At 72.2% G+C, this 15,001-nt stretch carries 11 protein-coding genes and 1 tRNA gene; 6 read left to right on the top strand and 6 right to left on the bottom strand.

Translation table 11 applies throughout. The features are described from left to right. Window positions 1-100: 100 nt before the first annotated feature. From ACZ4Z1_RS36845 to ACZ4Z1_RS36835, 3 genes are all read left to right on the top strand, one after another. Window positions 101-2,377, top strand: coding sequence for a DEAD/DEAH box helicase (locus ACZ4Z1_RS36845; RefSeq protein WP_468491042.1), 2,277 nt, complete (start codon window positions 101-103; stop codon window positions 2,375-2,377). A 309-nt stretch (window positions 2,378-2,686) separates the two neighbouring features. Beyond that, window positions 2,687-2,762: transfer RNA gene (locus tag ACZ4Z1_RS36840), tRNA-Lys, on the top strand. Window positions 2,763-3,061: 299 nt separating this feature from the next. Further along, complete coding sequence (locus ACZ4Z1_RS36835) at window positions 3,062-4,147, top strand: PP2C family protein-serine/threonine phosphatase (protein ID WP_468491082.1); 1,086 nt, start codon at window positions 3,062-3,064, stop codon at window positions 4,145-4,147. 124 nt (window positions 4,148-4,271) lie between these two features. Here the strand turns inward: ACZ4Z1_RS36835 and ACZ4Z1_RS36830 are convergent, their stop codons facing one another. After that, window positions 4,272-5,300, bottom strand: coding sequence for a DUF2332 family protein (locus ACZ4Z1_RS36830; RefSeq protein WP_468491041.1), 1,029 nt, complete (start codon window positions 5,298-5,300; stop codon window positions 4,272-4,274). 574 nt (window positions 5,301-5,874) lie between these two features. Here ACZ4Z1_RS36830 and ACZ4Z1_RS36825 point away from each other — a divergent pair. The 3 genes from ACZ4Z1_RS36825 (at window position 5,875) to ACZ4Z1_RS36815 (ending at window position 10,215) form a co-directional block, all read left to right on the top strand. After that, window positions 5,875-7,152, top strand: a complete 1,278-nt coding sequence (locus ACZ4Z1_RS36825; protein WP_468491040.1) for a M23 family metallopeptidase — start codon at window positions 5,875-5,877, stop codon at window positions 7,150-7,152. 388 nt (window positions 7,153-7,540) lie between these two features. After that, window positions 7,541-9,154, top strand: coding sequence for an MFS transporter (locus tag ACZ4Z1_RS36820; RefSeq protein ID WP_468491039.1), 1,614 nt, complete (start codon window positions 7,541-7,543; stop codon window positions 9,152-9,154). Window positions 9,155-9,273: 119 nt separating this feature from the next. Further along, window positions 9,274-10,215, top strand: coding sequence for an aldo/keto reductase (locus tag ACZ4Z1_RS36815; RefSeq protein ID WP_468491038.1), 942 nt, complete (start codon window positions 9,274-9,276; stop codon window positions 10,213-10,215). Window positions 10,216-10,292: 77 nt separating this feature from the next. On the opposite strand, the gene ACZ4Z1_RS36810 is transcribed toward ACZ4Z1_RS36815, so the two are convergent. From ACZ4Z1_RS36810 to lhgO, 5 genes are all read right to left on the bottom strand, one after another. Continuing rightward, window positions 10,293-10,595, bottom strand: coding sequence for a hypothetical protein (locus ACZ4Z1_RS36810; protein WP_468491037.1), 303 nt, complete (start codon window positions 10,593-10,595; stop codon window positions 10,293-10,295). Between the two features lie 103 nt (window positions 10,596-10,698). After that, window positions 10,699-11,127: a very short patch repair endonuclease gene (locus ACZ4Z1_RS36805; protein ID WP_468491081.1), complete on the bottom strand. Its 429-nt coding sequence runs from the start codon at window positions 11,125-11,127 to the stop codon at window positions 10,699-10,701. Window positions 11,128-11,212: 85 nt separating this feature from the next. After that, window positions 11,213-12,544: a PrsW family intramembrane metalloprotease gene (locus ACZ4Z1_RS36800; RefSeq protein WP_468491036.1), complete on the bottom strand. Its 1,332-nt coding sequence runs from the start codon at window positions 12,542-12,544 to the stop codon at window positions 11,213-11,215. Between the two features lie 28 nt (window positions 12,545-12,572). Further along, window positions 12,573-13,505, bottom strand: a complete 933-nt coding sequence (gene trmB, locus ACZ4Z1_RS36795; RefSeq protein WP_468491035.1) for a tRNA (guanosine(46)-N7)-methyltransferase TrmB — start codon at window positions 13,503-13,505, stop codon at window positions 12,573-12,575. 119 nt (window positions 13,506-13,624) lie between these two features. Next, window positions 13,625-14,842 (bottom strand): L-2-hydroxyglutarate oxidase, encoded by a 1,218-nt coding sequence (gene lhgO / locus ACZ4Z1_RS36790; RefSeq protein ID WP_468491034.1) that lies wholly within the window; start codon window positions 14,840-14,842, stop codon window positions 13,625-13,627. Between the last annotated feature and the right edge of the window lie 159 nt (window positions 14,843-15,001).

The following is a 15,001-nucleotide window of genomic DNA, read 5'->3' as shown; positions in this document are numbered from 1 at the left end:
TCCCTTGCCGTGGCTGACCGCATTGAGGCGGTCGTTTGTGAAGTCTCACGGAGTTTGGGCGCGTGCCTGTGCCGAGACTCCGGAAGGTTTCGCATTTCGCATGTCTGTTTCCACTGATCAGTCCGTCCTGCCCGCAGCCGATGAGCAGGCGGCTCCCCAGCAGGACCAGCCGCAGGACCAGGCCGTCCAGGCCGTCACCGATGCGCCGGCCGAGCTGTCCGAGTCGGCCGAGCCGACTGAAGCGGCCGAGCCGACCGAAGCGGGCGAGGCGGCCGCCGAGGACGCGGCCCCCGAGGTCACCTTCGCCGACCTCGGCCTCGACGACAAGATCGTCCGCAAGCTGGCCCAGAACGGTGTCACCACCCCGTTCCCCATCCAGGCCGCGACCATCCCGGACGCGCTGGCCGGCCGCGACATCCTCGGCCGTGGCCGCACCGGCTCCGGCAAGACCCTCTCCTTCGGCTTGCCGCTGCTGAGCCGCCTGGCCGGCGGCAGCACCGAGAAGAAGCGCCCGCGCGGCGTCATCCTCACCCCGACCCGTGAGCTGGCCATGCAGGTCAGCGACGCGCTGCAGCCGTACGGTGACGTCCTGGGCCTCAAGCTCAAGGTCGTCTGCGGCGGTACGTCCATGGGCAACCAGATCTACGCGCTGGAGCGCGGCGTCGACGTCCTCGTCGCCACCCCCGGCCGCCTGCGCGACATCATCAACCGCGGCGCCTGCTCGCTGGACGACGTCGAGACCGCCGTCCTGGACGAGGCCGACCAGATGGCCGACCTGGGCTTCCTGCCCGAGGTCACCGAGCTGCTCGACCTGATTCCGTCCGGCGGCCAGCGGATGCTGTTCTCCGCCACGATGGAGAACGAGATCGGCACCCTGGTCAAGCGCTACCTGACCGACCCGGCGACCCACGAGGTCGACAGCGCCCAGGGCAACGTCACGACCATGACCCACCACGTGCTGGTCGTGAAGCCGAAGGACAAGGCGCCGGTCACCGCCGCCATCGCCGCCCGCAAGGGCCGCACCATCATCTTCGTCCGCACCCAGCTCGGCGCCGACCGCGTCGCCGAGCAGCTGTGCGACTCCGGTGTGCGCGCCGACGCGCTGCACGGCGGCATGACGCAGGGTGCGCGGACCCGCACGCTGGCCGACTTCAAGGACGGGTACGTCAACGTCCTCGTCGCCACCGACGTCGCCGCCCGCGGCATCCACGTCGACGGCATCGACCTGGTCCTGAACGTGGACCCGGCCGGTGACCACAAGGACTACCTGCACCGTTCCGGCCGTACCGCCCGCGCGGGCCAGTCCGGCACGGTCGTCTCGCTGGCCCTGCCGCACCAGCGCCGCCAGATCTTCCGGCTGATGGAGGACGCGGGCGTGGACGCCTCGCGTCACATCGTCGGCGGCGCCGGCGCCTTCGACGAGGACGTGGCCAAGATCACCGGCGCCCGCTCGCTCACCGAGGTGCAGGCCGACTCGGCGACCAACTCCGCCAAGCAGGCCGAGCGCGAGGCCCAGGAGCTCTCCCGCGAGCTGGAGCGCGCGCAGCGCCGCGCCGCCGAGCTGCGCGAGGAGGCCAACCGGCTGACCGCCCGCGCCGCACGGGAGCGGGGCGAGGACCCGGAGGAGGCGGTGGCCGCCGCCGAGGCCGCCGTGGAGGAGGCCGCCGTACCGGCCCAGGCCGCCCCCGAGGCCGACGAGGCGCCGCGCCGCTCCACGCACCGCGACGAGCGGGGCAACTACGAGCGCCGGGACCGCCGGGACAACGAGCGCGGTGACCGCGGTGACCGTGGCGGCTTCCGTCGCGACGACCGTTCCGGTGGCGGCTTCAACCGTGACCGCCGTGACGACCGCGGTGACCGTGGCGACCGTGGCGGGTTCAACCGTGACCGCCGTGACGACCGCTCGGGTGGTGGCTTCCGCCGTGACGACCGTTCCGGTGGCGGCTTCAACCGTGACCGCCGCGACGACCGTGGCGAGCGCGGTGACCGTGGCGACCGTGGTGACCGCGGTGGGTTCCGCCGTGACGACCGCTCGGGCGGCGGCTTCAACCGTGACCGCCGTGACGACCGTTCCGGTGGCGGCTTCAACCGCGACCGTCGCGACGACCGCGGTGGTTTCAACCGGGACCGCGGCGACCGCCCGAACCGTTCCTTCAACCGTGACGACCGCTCCGGCAGCCGTCCGGGCGGCGGCTACCGCTCCGGTGGCGGCGACCGTCCGTACAATCGCGACCGCCGCGACGACCGCCCCTCCTCGGGCGGCTACCGCTCGGGTGGCGGCGACCGTCCGTACGGCCGCCGTGACGACCACCGTGGCCACGGCACCGGCTCCTTCGGCCGCCGCGAGGACAAGCCGCGCTGGAAGCGCAACGGCTGACGGAGACCGGGACGCCCGGCGGCGACCGAGCCGTCTGACGGATCTCGGGACGTCTGACGGGTCTCGGGACGCCTGACGGGCGCCGCTCTCTCCGACCGCGGGGCCCGCGCCGCACTTCCGTACTCCGGTACGGGGTGGGCGCGGGCCCCGCGTCTCAACTCCGCATCCCGCACGGCCCCTTGGCCGCGCACCCCGCCGTACGGCGGCTTCGCACGCCACGCCCGCCCCGAAGCGGACGCGGCGCCTCCGCCAGTCCGATGGCCAATGCCTTCGGGCTGCGGAGGGAACGCGGGCTATGCTGCTCGGTGCGGGCCATTAGCTCAATTGGCAGAGCAGTGGACTTTTAATCCATTGGTTCAGGGTTCGAGCCCCTGATGGCCCACCAGGTACGCGCCGGAAGCGAGCCCTCCGGCCCACCGCACAGCGCCCCCGCCGGAAGTCACCGGCCGGGGCGCTGTCGTGTTTCCGGGGCTGGAAGGCCGCTCCGGGACGTGCCTCTTCCGCGGCCCGTATGACCCGTCCGGCCCAATCCGATTCGCCGCCCGGCCCGGCAACGGAAAACCTTGGGACGGTGACGGTGGCCGTACGGACGGGCGCGCGGGAGTGGGAGGCAGGCCGGTGCGGGTGCGTCGAGGCGGCAGGGGCCGTACGGGCGAGCAGGAGCGCAAGCGCCGCCACTCCCGCATGTCCCCGTTCGGCCGGCAGCTGGTCTGCTGGCTGCCGCTGATCCTGCTCGTGGCGGGGCTCGTCTTCGACAGCGGCACGCCCGCCCGGTACACGGCCGCGCCCTTCTTCTCCGCCGCGCCCCTGGTGGCGGCACCGCTGTACTCGCTGCGCAGTACGGCCGTGATCGCGGCGGCCGCCGTCGTCGCCGAGACCTGGGTCGTGACGTACCACGGGGGCCGCGACGCCAACCAGTCCTTCACCGAGGGCCTGACCGTCCTGGTCGTCGCCGTTCTCGCGCTGGGCATCAACCGGGTCGTACGGATGAGCGATGCCCGGCTCGCCTCCGTGCGGGACGTCGCGGAGGCGGCCCAGCGGGCGGTGCTGCCGACGCCCGCCGAACGCATCGGCGGGCTGGCGGTCGCGGCGCGTTACGTGGCGGCGCAGGCGGACGCCCGGATCGGCGGCGACCTGTACGCGGTCCAGGACACCCCGTACGGCGTACGGCTGATCGTCGGCGACGTACGGGGCAAGGGACTGGAGGCGGTGGAGGCCGCCGTGATCGTCATCGGCGCCTTCCGTGAGGCCGCGGAGCAGGAAGCCAGTCTGGAGGCGGTGGCGGGGCGGCTGGAACGGGCACTGCAGCGCGAGGGCAGCCGGCGGGAGGGTCTGGACCAGTTCGAGGGCTTCACCACGGCCGTACTGGCGGAGCTGCCCTCGGACGAGCACGCGGCACTGCGCGTCCTGAACCGCGGCCACCCGGCGCCGCTGCTCCTCGCCCCCGACGGCGAACTGTGCGAACTGACCCCGAAGTCGCCCGCGCTGCCGCTCGGCATGAGCGAGGTGGCCGGCTGGCCGGACCGGGCGGACGAGACGGTCTGTCCCGCGGGCTCGATCCTGCTGCTCTTCACCGACGGCGTCACCGAGGCCCGGGACGCCGGCAACGTCTTCTACGAGCCGGCGAAGCGGCTGCGCGGGCGGGTCCGGGCCTGCGAGGGGCCGGAGGCGCTGCTGGACACGCTGGTGGCGGACGTGGCGGCGCACACGGGCGGGGAGACGGCGGACGACATGGCGCTGCTGGCGGTGCAGCGGCCCAAGAGGAGGTGAGGGGCGGGGGAGGGGACGGGAGGTGGTGAGGCCGGGGCGGATCGTGGTGGGGCAGAGCCGGGCCGTGGCGGGGGGCGTGGTGGGGCAGAGCCGGGTCTTGGCCGGGCGGCGTGGTGGGGGCGCGTCACAGCCACTGGAGGCTCTGCCCGTGCTGGCCGGCCAGGGCGACCGGCCGCTCGTCGAGGGCCAGGGTCTGCAGTCGTTCCGTCACCTGGAGGGGGTGCGCGGGCCGGGGCGTGGTGATCCACGGGAGGACGGCGGGGTGCTCGTTGGAGATCCAGTGCCCGGGGCGGACGCGTTCCCGGAGGACGGTCCGGACGAGCCGGGCGAACTCCTCGCGGCGCTCCAGAGGCAGGTACGTCAGCACGGAGGTGTGGAAGACGACGAGCGTCGCCTCGGGCGGGGCCTCGGCGGCCAGCGCGGGCAGCGCGTCGATCAGGTCGCCGCGTACGACACGGGGGCGCGGCGCGGACCGTACGGCCTCGACGGCGGCCCGCTGGCGCCGTACGCGCTCTTCGGAAGCGCCCGGCCAGATCAGGGCCTCCAGCCAGCGGACGTCGTCCGGGTCGGCCGGGTCGAGGGGGTTGAGGTCGATGCCCGCGCGCCAGGCGATGTCCGGCACGCGGTCGGGTACGGGGGTGCCCGGCCCCGTACGGCAGGGGAAGACCGCCGCGCTGTCCGGAGCGCCGAACTCCGGCCGGTCGTCGTAGCGGTAGCGGTAGCGGTCCGGGTGCAGGCACAGGCCCGCCGACGCGCCGACCTCCAGGAGGGCCAGCGGCTGTGGGAGCCGGGCGAGGAGGGGCAGCAGGGTCGCGCAGCGGGCCGGCTCGTTGGTCTGCGTCAGGCGCCGCATGACGACGGCCCTGACCTCCTCCCAGTGCCGCAGGGTCCATTCACGCCAGCCCCGGTACGCCGCGTCGCCGCGCGGCCCGTGTTCGGCGTACGGGCCGTCGAGGTAGCGGACCGCGGCGAACAGCAACTTGGGCTGCTGTTTGTTGCCCGCCGGCAGGGAGCGCGCGAGATGGTCGCAGAACTCGGGGTCGTGGCCGATCCGCGCGGCCAGCTCCTCATGGGCGTCGGACTGCCCCCGCGCCTGGTACCAGGCGAAGTCCACATATCGATCCGCCAGTGCCTGCGCGCTGTTGACGACCATGATCAGACGTTACTGCGCTCACGCGGGGTGAGCGCCGGGCACCCCTGTGCATAACAACTCCCGCACAATCGCGCATCACAGGTTTGAGGGCCGTCCGGCAACTCGCCCTGTTTGATGCCCTGATGGGCGTTTAAGTTCAGGCCAAAGCCACCCCAAAGCGCCCATGAGTTCGGTGGAACGCTTGGTATCGGGCCGTCGCGTCTATTACAGTCCGATAACGCAGCGCGGTCGTCCCAGCCGTCGCAAGAGGCGGCACCGTGCGCCGACGCCTAATCCCGTCAGCAGGTTCACAACTGAATCACCGTTGGGGCACCGCTGGACCGGCCCACGGGCCGGTGCCCTACCAGCGCGTGCCCTGGGAAACCGGGGAACCACCACGTTGGGGTGCGCCGGGCCGGACGGCCACCACCGATCTGTCGGAGGCGGTCCGCCACCGTCCACGGCAGACCTCCCTGCTCCGAACGTCCCAGCGCCTGAACGGCCCTGGAGGGCCTTCCCCTCCGGTGCCGGTCCGGCCTGGGGGCGGCCCCACCGCTGACCCGGTAGGCGAGAGGAAGGAAAGGAGTGCGCCCCCGTGGCGTCCAACAGCCCTGCCGGCTCTGTCCCTGAGGTTCCTTTCGGCGCTGTTCCTGGCGTGTCCGGTGTTCCCGGTGTATCCGGTGTTCCTGGTGTGTCCGGTGGCTCGGGGGCGTTCGCCGGGGCCGTTCCCGGTGGTTCCCCCGCCGGGCCTGAGGCGTCCGTGGCTGCCGGTACTGACGCGTTCGCCGCCGAGCCCGGTGCGTTCGACACCGGCACCTGGGAGGAGTGGAACCCCGCCGAGGACTCCGTACGGCCTGTACGCGGCAAGCACCGGGTGGCCGGAAGGCAGCGTGGTGGACTCGCCCGCGGCGGTACGGTCCTGGGCGTCGGCGTGATCGCGGCGGTCGGGGCCGGTGGCATGGCCACTGCCGAGGAGAAGCCGCAGCTCGCGATATCCCTGCCGGACGTCGGCGACCTGGCGGGCGATCTGGCGGACGACCTCGCGGCGCAACTGCCGGACGCCGACTCCCTCCCGGGCATCGGCGGCCTCATATCCGGCTCACCGGAAGCGGTGTCCTCGAACGCCGCGGGGCCCGCCACCCACTCCGCCCCCTCTTCACCCGGGGGCACCGGAGCCTCCGCCCCCCTCTCCCAGGCCGGCCTCACCCAGGCCGAGGCCGAACAGGGCATGGGCGCGGGCCAGTCGCTGAGCGACCGTATCCGCCGGCAGGCCGAGCGGCAGCAGAGCGCCGCCGAGGAGGAGGAACGCCGGGCCGCCGAGCAGGCCGCCGCCCAGAAGGCCGCATGGGACGCGGCCGCGCACCAGCAGCAGGCCGAGCAGGCCGCGGCCGCCAAGGAGTCGGCTGCGCGCGAGGCCCGGCGCGAGGCGGCGCAAACAGCCCGCAAGAAGGCAGAGGCCGAGCGCCGCGCCGAACTCGCCCGCAGCTACGTCTCCCCGCTCACCACCTACACCCTCACCGCCGGATTCGGCCAGGCCGGCGACCGCTGGGCGGCCAACCACACGGGTCTGGACTTCGCCGCCCCCACCGGCACCCCGGTCAAGGCTGTCCACGGCGGCACGATCACCCAGGCGGGCTGGGCCGGCGCGTACGGCTACCGGCTCGTCCTGACCCTGGACGACGGTACGGAACTGTGGTTCTGCCACCTGTCCTCCCTGGTGCGGACCACCGGCAAGGTCGCCGCCGGAGACGTCATCGGCCGGGTCGGCGCCACCGGAAACGTCACCGGACCACACCTCCACCTCGAAGTACGCCCCGGCGGCACCCCGGTCGACCCGAAGCCGTGGCTGCGCGAACACGGCATCGACGTCTGAGGGCCCGGACGTACCCGTACGTACCCGGATGTCTGGGGCCTGGATGCCTGAGACCTGGACGGCCGAAATCTGGACGTCCGAGATCGGGATGCCCGAGACTCAGACGCCCGAGTCCCGGGGCACCTCCTCCCGGCTCCTCGCCCCCCGACTCCCTGTTGCCTCCCGCCTCCTCAGCCCCCCGCCCCTCCACCCCTCCCACCCCTCCCAGCGCTCCCCCCTCCGCGACACGCGTGCCGCGCCGTGGGGCCGGCCTGCCCCGATGGCTCGTCGCCTCGTAAGAGAATCCCTCTCAACCTGGGCATTTCCCCCGCTTCGCGCGCTGTCCGCCGGGCACTCGGATGGATGCGCCGCCGGGGTGACCGGCCCCGGCCCGGTTCAGGAGGGTGCGATGAGTCCGAACGACAAGGCGGGGTACCAGTCAGGGCCGGAGCCGGGCGACGGAGCCGTACCGGCCGGGCACAGCGGCCCCCGTACCCCCGCAGGCACCCATCCGTCCACGGACACCCACCCGCCCACGGGCCCCCGAACCCCTGCCGACCCCCGAACCTCCGCCGACCCCCGCCCACCCGCCCCCGTCACCACCGACGTCCCAGCCCGCCTCGACCGCCTCCCCTGGTCGCACTGGCACTGGATGGTGGTCGTCGGCCTCGGCACGGTGTGGATCCTCGACGGTCTGGAAGTCACCGTCGTCGGCAACATCGCCGGGCGCCTGTCCGAGCACGGCAGCGGGCTTCCTGTCTCGTCCGCCCAGGTCACCGGTATCGCCGCCGCGCTGTATGTGGCCGGGGCCTGCCTGGGCGCGCTGTTCTTCGGGCGGCTCACCGACCTCTTCGGCCGTAAGAAGCTCTTTCTGATCACCCTGGCCGTCTACCTGGCCGCCACCGCCCTGACCGCGGTCTCCTTCTCCTCCTGGTGGTTCTTCCTCTTCCGCTTCCTGACCGGTTTCGGGATCGGCGGCGAATACGCGGCGATCAACTCCGCCATCGACGAGCTGATCCCGTCCGCCTACCGGGGCCGCGTCGACCTCGTCATCAACGGCAGCTTCTGGCTCGGCGCGATCGGCGGCTCCCTGCTGTCCATCCTGATGCTGGACACCAGCATCTTCCCCATCAACGTCGGCTGGCGGCTGACCTTCGCGCTCGGCGTCGTCCTCGGCCTGGTCATCCTCCTCGTACGCCGCCATGTGCCCGAGAGCCCACGGTGGCTGTTCATCCACGGTCGGGGAGACGAAGCGGACGGACTCGTCGCCTCCATCGAGAAACAGATCACCGACGAGAAGGGCGAGCCCCTCCCCGAGCCCGAGGGCGAGATCACCATCCACCCCCGCAAGAGCATCGGCTTCCTCGAAATCGCCCGCACCGTCTTCTCGCGCTACCGCCGCCGCGCCGTCCTCGGCCTCGCCCTCTTCATCGGCCAGGCGTTCCTCTACAACGCCGTCACCTTCGGCTTCGGCGCCATCCTGACCTCCTTCTACGACGTGTCGACCTCCAGCACCGGATATTTCTTCGCCGTCATGGCGGCCGGGAACTTCCTGGGCCCGCTGGCTCTCGGCAAGCTCTTCGACACGGTCGGCCGCCGCGTCATGATCTCCGGCACCTACCTGCTCTCCGGCATCCTCCTCTTCGCCACCGCCTGGCTCTTCGCCGCCGGCCACCTGACGGCCACCACGCTCACCGCCTGCTGGTGCGTGGTCCTCTTCTTCGCCTCGGCCGGCGCCAGCAGCGCGTACCTGACCGTCTCGGAGATCTTCCCCATGGAGACCCGGGCCATGGCCATCGCCTTCTTCTACGCGGTCGGTACGGCCGCGGGCGGCATCAGCGGCCCCCTGGTCTTCGCCGAACTGACGAAGACCGGCGTGATCGCCGACACGGCACTCGCCTTCTGCATCGGCGCCGCACTGATGAGCCTGGCCGGCCTCACCGCAGCCTTCCTGGCCGTACGCGCCGAACGCCGCTCCCTGGAAGACATCGCCAGCCCGCTGTCCAAGGCGCCCGACGTCTGACCCTTTGCCTTCCGTTTCCTCCCTTTGCCCGCCCTATGTCCTCCCCATGGCCTCCCCTTGCCCCGTGTTTCCCTCTGCCCGGCCGCGACATGGCTCCGCTCCCCTTAGGTTGGAAGATCATGACTGCGACACAGAAGACCCTCGGCTCCCTGTCCGTCTCGCCCCTCTCCCTCGGAGGCAACGTCTTCGGCTGGACCGCGGACGAGCCCCAGTCCTTCGCCGTCCTGGACGCGTACGTCGCCGGCGGCGGCAACTTCATCGACACCGCGGACGTGTACTCGGCCTGGGTGCCGGGCAACAAGGGCGGCGAATCCGAGACCGTCCTCGGCAACTGGCTCGCCTCCCGCGGCAACCGCGACGAGGTCGTCATCGCCACGAAGGTCGGCGCCCACCCGGACCACAAGGGCCTCGCCCCGGCCACGATCAAGGCCGCCGTCGACGCCTCCCTGACCCGCCTGCGCACCGACTACATCGACCTCTACTACACCCACTACGACGACGAGTCCCTTGACGTCTCCGACTTCCTCCCGGCCCTCGACGAACTGGTCAAGGCCGGCAAGGTCCGCGAGATCGCCGCGTCCAACATCTCGGCGCAGCGCCTGGAAGCGGCCCTGACCTTCTCCGCCGACGAGAACCTGGCCCGCTACGTAGCCGTCCAGCCCCACTACAACCTGGTCTCCCGCGACACGTACGAAGGCGAACTGGCCGACACCGCCGCCCGCCACGGCGTCTCCGCCGTCCCGTACTACGCCCTCGCGTCCGGCTTCCTCACCGGCAAGTACCGTCCGGACAGCAACGTCAGCAGCGCCCGGTCCGGAAAGGCCGCCGAATACCTGGCCACCGACCGCGGCCGCAAGGTCCTCGCCGCCCTGGACACGGTCGCCGCCGCCCACCAGGCCGAACACGCGACCGTAGCCCTCGCCTGGCTCGCCGCCCGGCCCACGGTCGCGGCCCCCATCGCCAGCGCCCGCACGGTCGACCAGCTCCCGGCCCTCATGGCCGCCGCCGACCTCCACCTCACCGCGGACGACCTGACCCTCCTCAACGAGGCCTCGGCCTGACCCCGCCTCCCACGCAAAGGGCGGTCGCATACCCCAGGTACGCGACCGCCCTGCACGTCAGAGGGCTTCCCTCTTCCCTACTTCCGCCGATCGGCAACCACCCAAGAAGCCGCCCCCACAACCCCCGCCACCGCGAACACCGACGGCCAGGCCCCCACCTTCTTGGCCAACGGATGCGACCCGGCAAACGCCGCCACATAAGCCCCGCTCAACGCCGCCGCAGCCTTCTTCCCCGCCTTCCTCTCCCACTCCCGAGCCGCCACAGCCCCCACAGCCGCCAACGCCACCCCACCAAGCGGCCGCTTCTTGGTCCAACGGGCTACGGCGTAACCGCCTACGAGCCCTGTCGCAGCGACCAATGCACTCGGCACCTTGGCCATGAGAATCCTCCCTCGTCAGTACACGTGTGCTCGAGACTACGCCGGTGACAGGCCGGTGCTTCGAGGCGCCGTGAGCGAGGTGGTGGGAAGCGGCAGGACGCCCTCAGTCACCGGGGCGCCTGTTCACGTGCTGATCGGACGAGGGCCGTCGCCGGCTGCTGCGAGCCGTCGAGACAGCTTCTGCGATGCGTTCCGTCACGGTCGCCGGATCCTCGTGCTCCCAGAAGCGGAGCACCATCCAGCCGGCTTCGGTCAGATGCTCCGTCGTTTCCTGGTCACGGGAGATGTTCCGGTCGAGTTTCTGGCGCCACCATTCCGCATTGGCCTTCGGGTGCGTGGCATGACGAGGGCAGCCGTGCCAGAAGCACCCGTCGATGAACACGGCCACGCGGGCGCCCGGGAACGCGATGTCGATCGTGCGTCGTTGCATGCCAGGCACGCGACGTTGAAGGCGGTACCGGACGCCCGATCTGTACAGAAGACGTCGTACGGCCATCTCGGGGTCGGTGTCCCTCCGCGCTTGCCGTTTCATGCGCGCGGAGACGCCGGGGGAGGACGGAACGGCAACCACGGCGTCATTGTGCCAGCGGTGTCGTCGGAACGGCGGCAACGCCTGGTCAGCGAGGTGGCAGGGGGAATTGATCGCGCCGGTACGCGGGCGGCACCGGCCGATGCGTCGTATGCAATGCCTGGAGCAGCGCCGGATGGGCCACCGGCTTGTGGTGCCACAGGTGGTTGAGGAGGGCGCGTTCCTGGGTGGGGAAGTCGGGGGTGGGGCCGGTGCGGTGGGCTCGGCGGCGGAGGAAGGCGAGGGAGGTGGCTACGGCGGCGTATTCGGTGACGGCGCGGGCGGCGGTGGGGCCGTGGGTGCGGCGGGCGATGTCGCGGGCGACCGAGCGGGTCTTGAGGGAGGACAGGGAGATCGGTTCGGTGGGGGAGAGCCAGCCGGTGGTGACGTACGGGGGGAGGTAGGTGCGCAGGGCGAGGAGTTCGCGGTGGCGGGCCCAGACGGCGAGCCAGGTGAGGGTCGCGAAGACGGGCAGCATGAAGAGGCCGTAGACCGTGATGAAGCCGAGGTCGCCGAGGGTGGTGGCGGCGTTCCAGATGGAGTGCAGGAGGACGGCGGTGGCCAGGCCGACGAAGGGCAGGGCCAGGCGCAGCGGCCGGCGGCGGGGGTAGCTGGTGGCGGCTATGCCGAAGGCGAGGCCGGTGAGCATGGTGAAGAGCGGGTGGGCGAACGGGGAGAGGATGATGCGTACGAAGAAGGTCGCGGCGGTCCGGGAGTCGAGGCCGGTGTGGCCCAGGGACTGGTCCTGGCCGAAGGCGTTGCCCAGGTAGAGAACGTTTTCGGTGAAGGCGAAGCCGGTGGCCGTGATGCCGGCCAGGACGAGGCCGTCCGTGACGCCGTCGAAGTTCTGGCGGCGGAAGAGGAAGAGCAGGACGACCGCGGCGGCCTTGACGGTCTCCTCGATGACCGGCGCGAAGACGGTCGCGCCCCAGGTCTGGGCGTCGTCGGGGGAGAGGGTGGAGAGGTTGTTCTCCAGCCAGTTCGTGGCGAAACCGTTGGCCAGGATCGCTACGAGGGTGGCGGCGCAGGCACCCCAGGCGAAGGCGAAGACGAGGTTGCGCCGGGGTTCGGGGTCTATGCGGTCCAGCCAGCAGAAGCCGGCTATGAGGACGGGTACGGGGAAGACGGCCAGGCCGAGGCCGACCAGGAAGCCCTGGGTGCCGGTCTGCTGGCGGACCATCGCCAGGATGATCACGCCGGAGAGGGCGAGGAGGGAGAAGAGGGCGATGGCGCGGGCTGTCTTGCTGTGCCAGGGCGCCGGGCGGCGGCGCGGTGCGTAGTGCCACTGCGCCGCCGCGGGCGACGCGGCGGGGGCGGCGTAGCGCGGGTCGGGTGCGTACGCCGGTTTCGGCGGAAGCGGAGGCGGCTGCGGCGGATTCACCCATCGACCCTAACCACCGCGGGGTGGACTATGCCGGGAGCCGCCGGAAGAGGAGGTCGTGGACGACGTGCCCCTTGTCCAGGCCCTGTCCTTCGAACTTGGTGAAGGGGCGGAAGTCCGGGCGCGGGGCGTAGCCGGGGTATTCGTTTTCGAGCGTGGGCTCGGCGGAGAGGACCTCCAGCATCTGTTCCGCGTACGGCTCCCAGTCGGTCGCGCAGTGGACGAGGGCGCCCGGGGCGAGCCGGGTCGTGACCAGGGAGAGGAACTCGGGCTGGATCAGGCGCCGCTTGTGGTGGCGCTTCTTGGGCCAGGGGTCGGGGAAGTAGACGCGCAGGCCGGCGAGGGATTCGGGGGCGAGCATCTCGCGGAGCAGGATGATCGCGTCGCCGTTGGCCACCCGGATGTTGCTCAGGCCGTTGCGTTCCGCGAGGCCGAGCAGGTTGCCCTGGCCCGGGGTGTGCACGTCGCAGGCGAGGATGCCGGTGTCCGGGTCGGCGGCGGCCATCTGCGCCGTGGCCTCGCCCATGCCGAAGCCGATCTCCAGGACGACCGGGCGGCCCTCGAAGAGCTGGTCCAGGTCGATCCTGGAGAGGCCGTCGATGTCCAGGCCCCACTTGGGCCAGAGGCGTCGCAGGGCGTCGGCCTGGCCGGGGGAGACCCGGCTGCGGCGCGGCTGGAAGGAACGGATTCGCCGCTCGTGGTGCGAGCCGGCCGGGTCGGCGGCCGGGCCGGTGCCTTCGGGGAACATCGGCTTGGGGGCGGGGCGGGTCACTCCGTGAGCGGCCTCGGCCGCAGCTTCGGGGCGCGGCCCGGTCTCCTGTCCAGGACGCTCGTCCTGGTACGAGGCGGCGTGGGGGCCGGTCTCGGTGGCAGGGCCGATCCTGGCGTCGGGGCCGGTCTCGGCGGCACGGCCAGGCTCGGCGGCAGGGCTGGGCTCGGGGGTGGCGGGGTTCTCGGACACAGTGGGTCGATTCTACGGGCGGGATGCGGCGTAACGGGGTGGGGCGGGGCGGCGGAGGCAGCTCTGACGTGGAGGCAAAGGCGGGTCTGCCCCCGCGCTCCGTCCGGGACTTTCCCGGCTCAGCCCGTCGTCTCCAGCATCGCCAGCGCCCGCCGGGCTATCTCCCTGCCGATCGGCAGGGAGGCCGTGGCGGCGGGGGACGGTGCGTTGAGGACGTGGACGGCGGACGGGGACTCGGTGATGAGGAAGTCGTCGGCGAGGGTGCCGTCGGGCAGGACGGCCTGGGCGCGGACGCCGGCGGGGGACGGGCGGAGGTCCTCCTCGCGGATCGCCGGCAGCAGACGGCGGACCGCTTCGGTGAAGGCGCGGCGGGAGAGGGAGCGGCGCAGTTCACCGGTGCCGTAGCGCCAGTGGCGGCGGGCTATCTGCCAGGAGCCGCGGTACGCCAGGGTGCCGGCCAGCTCGGCGGGGCGGACGGTGTGCCAGTCGTACCCCTCGCGGGCGAGGGCGGGCACGGCGTTGGGGCCGATGTGGACGGCGCCGTCGACACCGCGGGTGAGGTGGACGCCGAGGAACGGGAAGGCGGGGTCAGGGACCGGGTAGACCAGGCCGCGCACCAGGGAGGCGCGGGCCGGGGCGAGGGTGTAGTACTCGCCGCGGAAGGGGACGATGCGCATGGCCGGCGCGTCTCCCGCGAGGCGCGCGATGCGGTCGCAGTGCAGGCCGGCGCAGTTGACCAGGGTGCGGGCGCGGTAGACCGTACCGGCGGACGTGCGGACCGCGACGCGGCCGGGGCGGCGGCCGATGGCGGTGACCCGGCTGCCGTACGCGATGCGGGCGCCCGCGTCCGTGGCCAGGGCGGCGAGGCGCCGGGCGACCGCTCCGAAGTCGGCGATTCCGGTCGTACCGACGTGGATGGCGGCCAGGCCGCTGACTTCCGGCTCGTAGGTCGCGAGCTGGGCCGGGCCCAGCTCGCGGACGGGGATGCCGTGCTCGCGGCCGCGCTGGATGAGGCTGTGCAGGCGGGGCAGCTCGGAGCGGTCGGTGGCGACGATCAGCTTGCCGGTGACCTCGTGCGGGATGTCGTGGTCGAGGCAGAACTTGACCATCTCCGCGGAGCCCTCCAGCGCGAAGCGGGCCTTCAGGGAGCCGGGCGGGTAGTAGATGCCGCTGTGGATCACACCGCTGTTGCGGCCGGTCTGGTGGCGGGCGGGGCCGGGCTCCTTCTCCAGGACCGTCACACGGGTGCCGGGGGCGGCGCGCGTGATCGCGTAAGCCGTCGAGAGCCCGACGATGCCGGCACCGATCACCAGCACGTCGCAGTCGTACGCCGTCACAGCACCTCCCCTGGAATCAGACGTATCCCATCATGACTCGGGGGTCTGACAACGGGCCGGGAGAGCGGGCAGGTGGGGCGCCCGCGCGCCGGGCCGTGAGCTCCCGTGTCACGTGCACCCATACCCACACTCGTACGCGCCGTACGCGCCCCCGCACCT

The organism is Streptomyces sp. NPDC030165 (genome assembly GCF_055573595.1).
The sequence above is the reverse complement of the archived record's forward strand: the minus strand, read 5'-3'. Positions and strand labels throughout refer to the sequence as shown.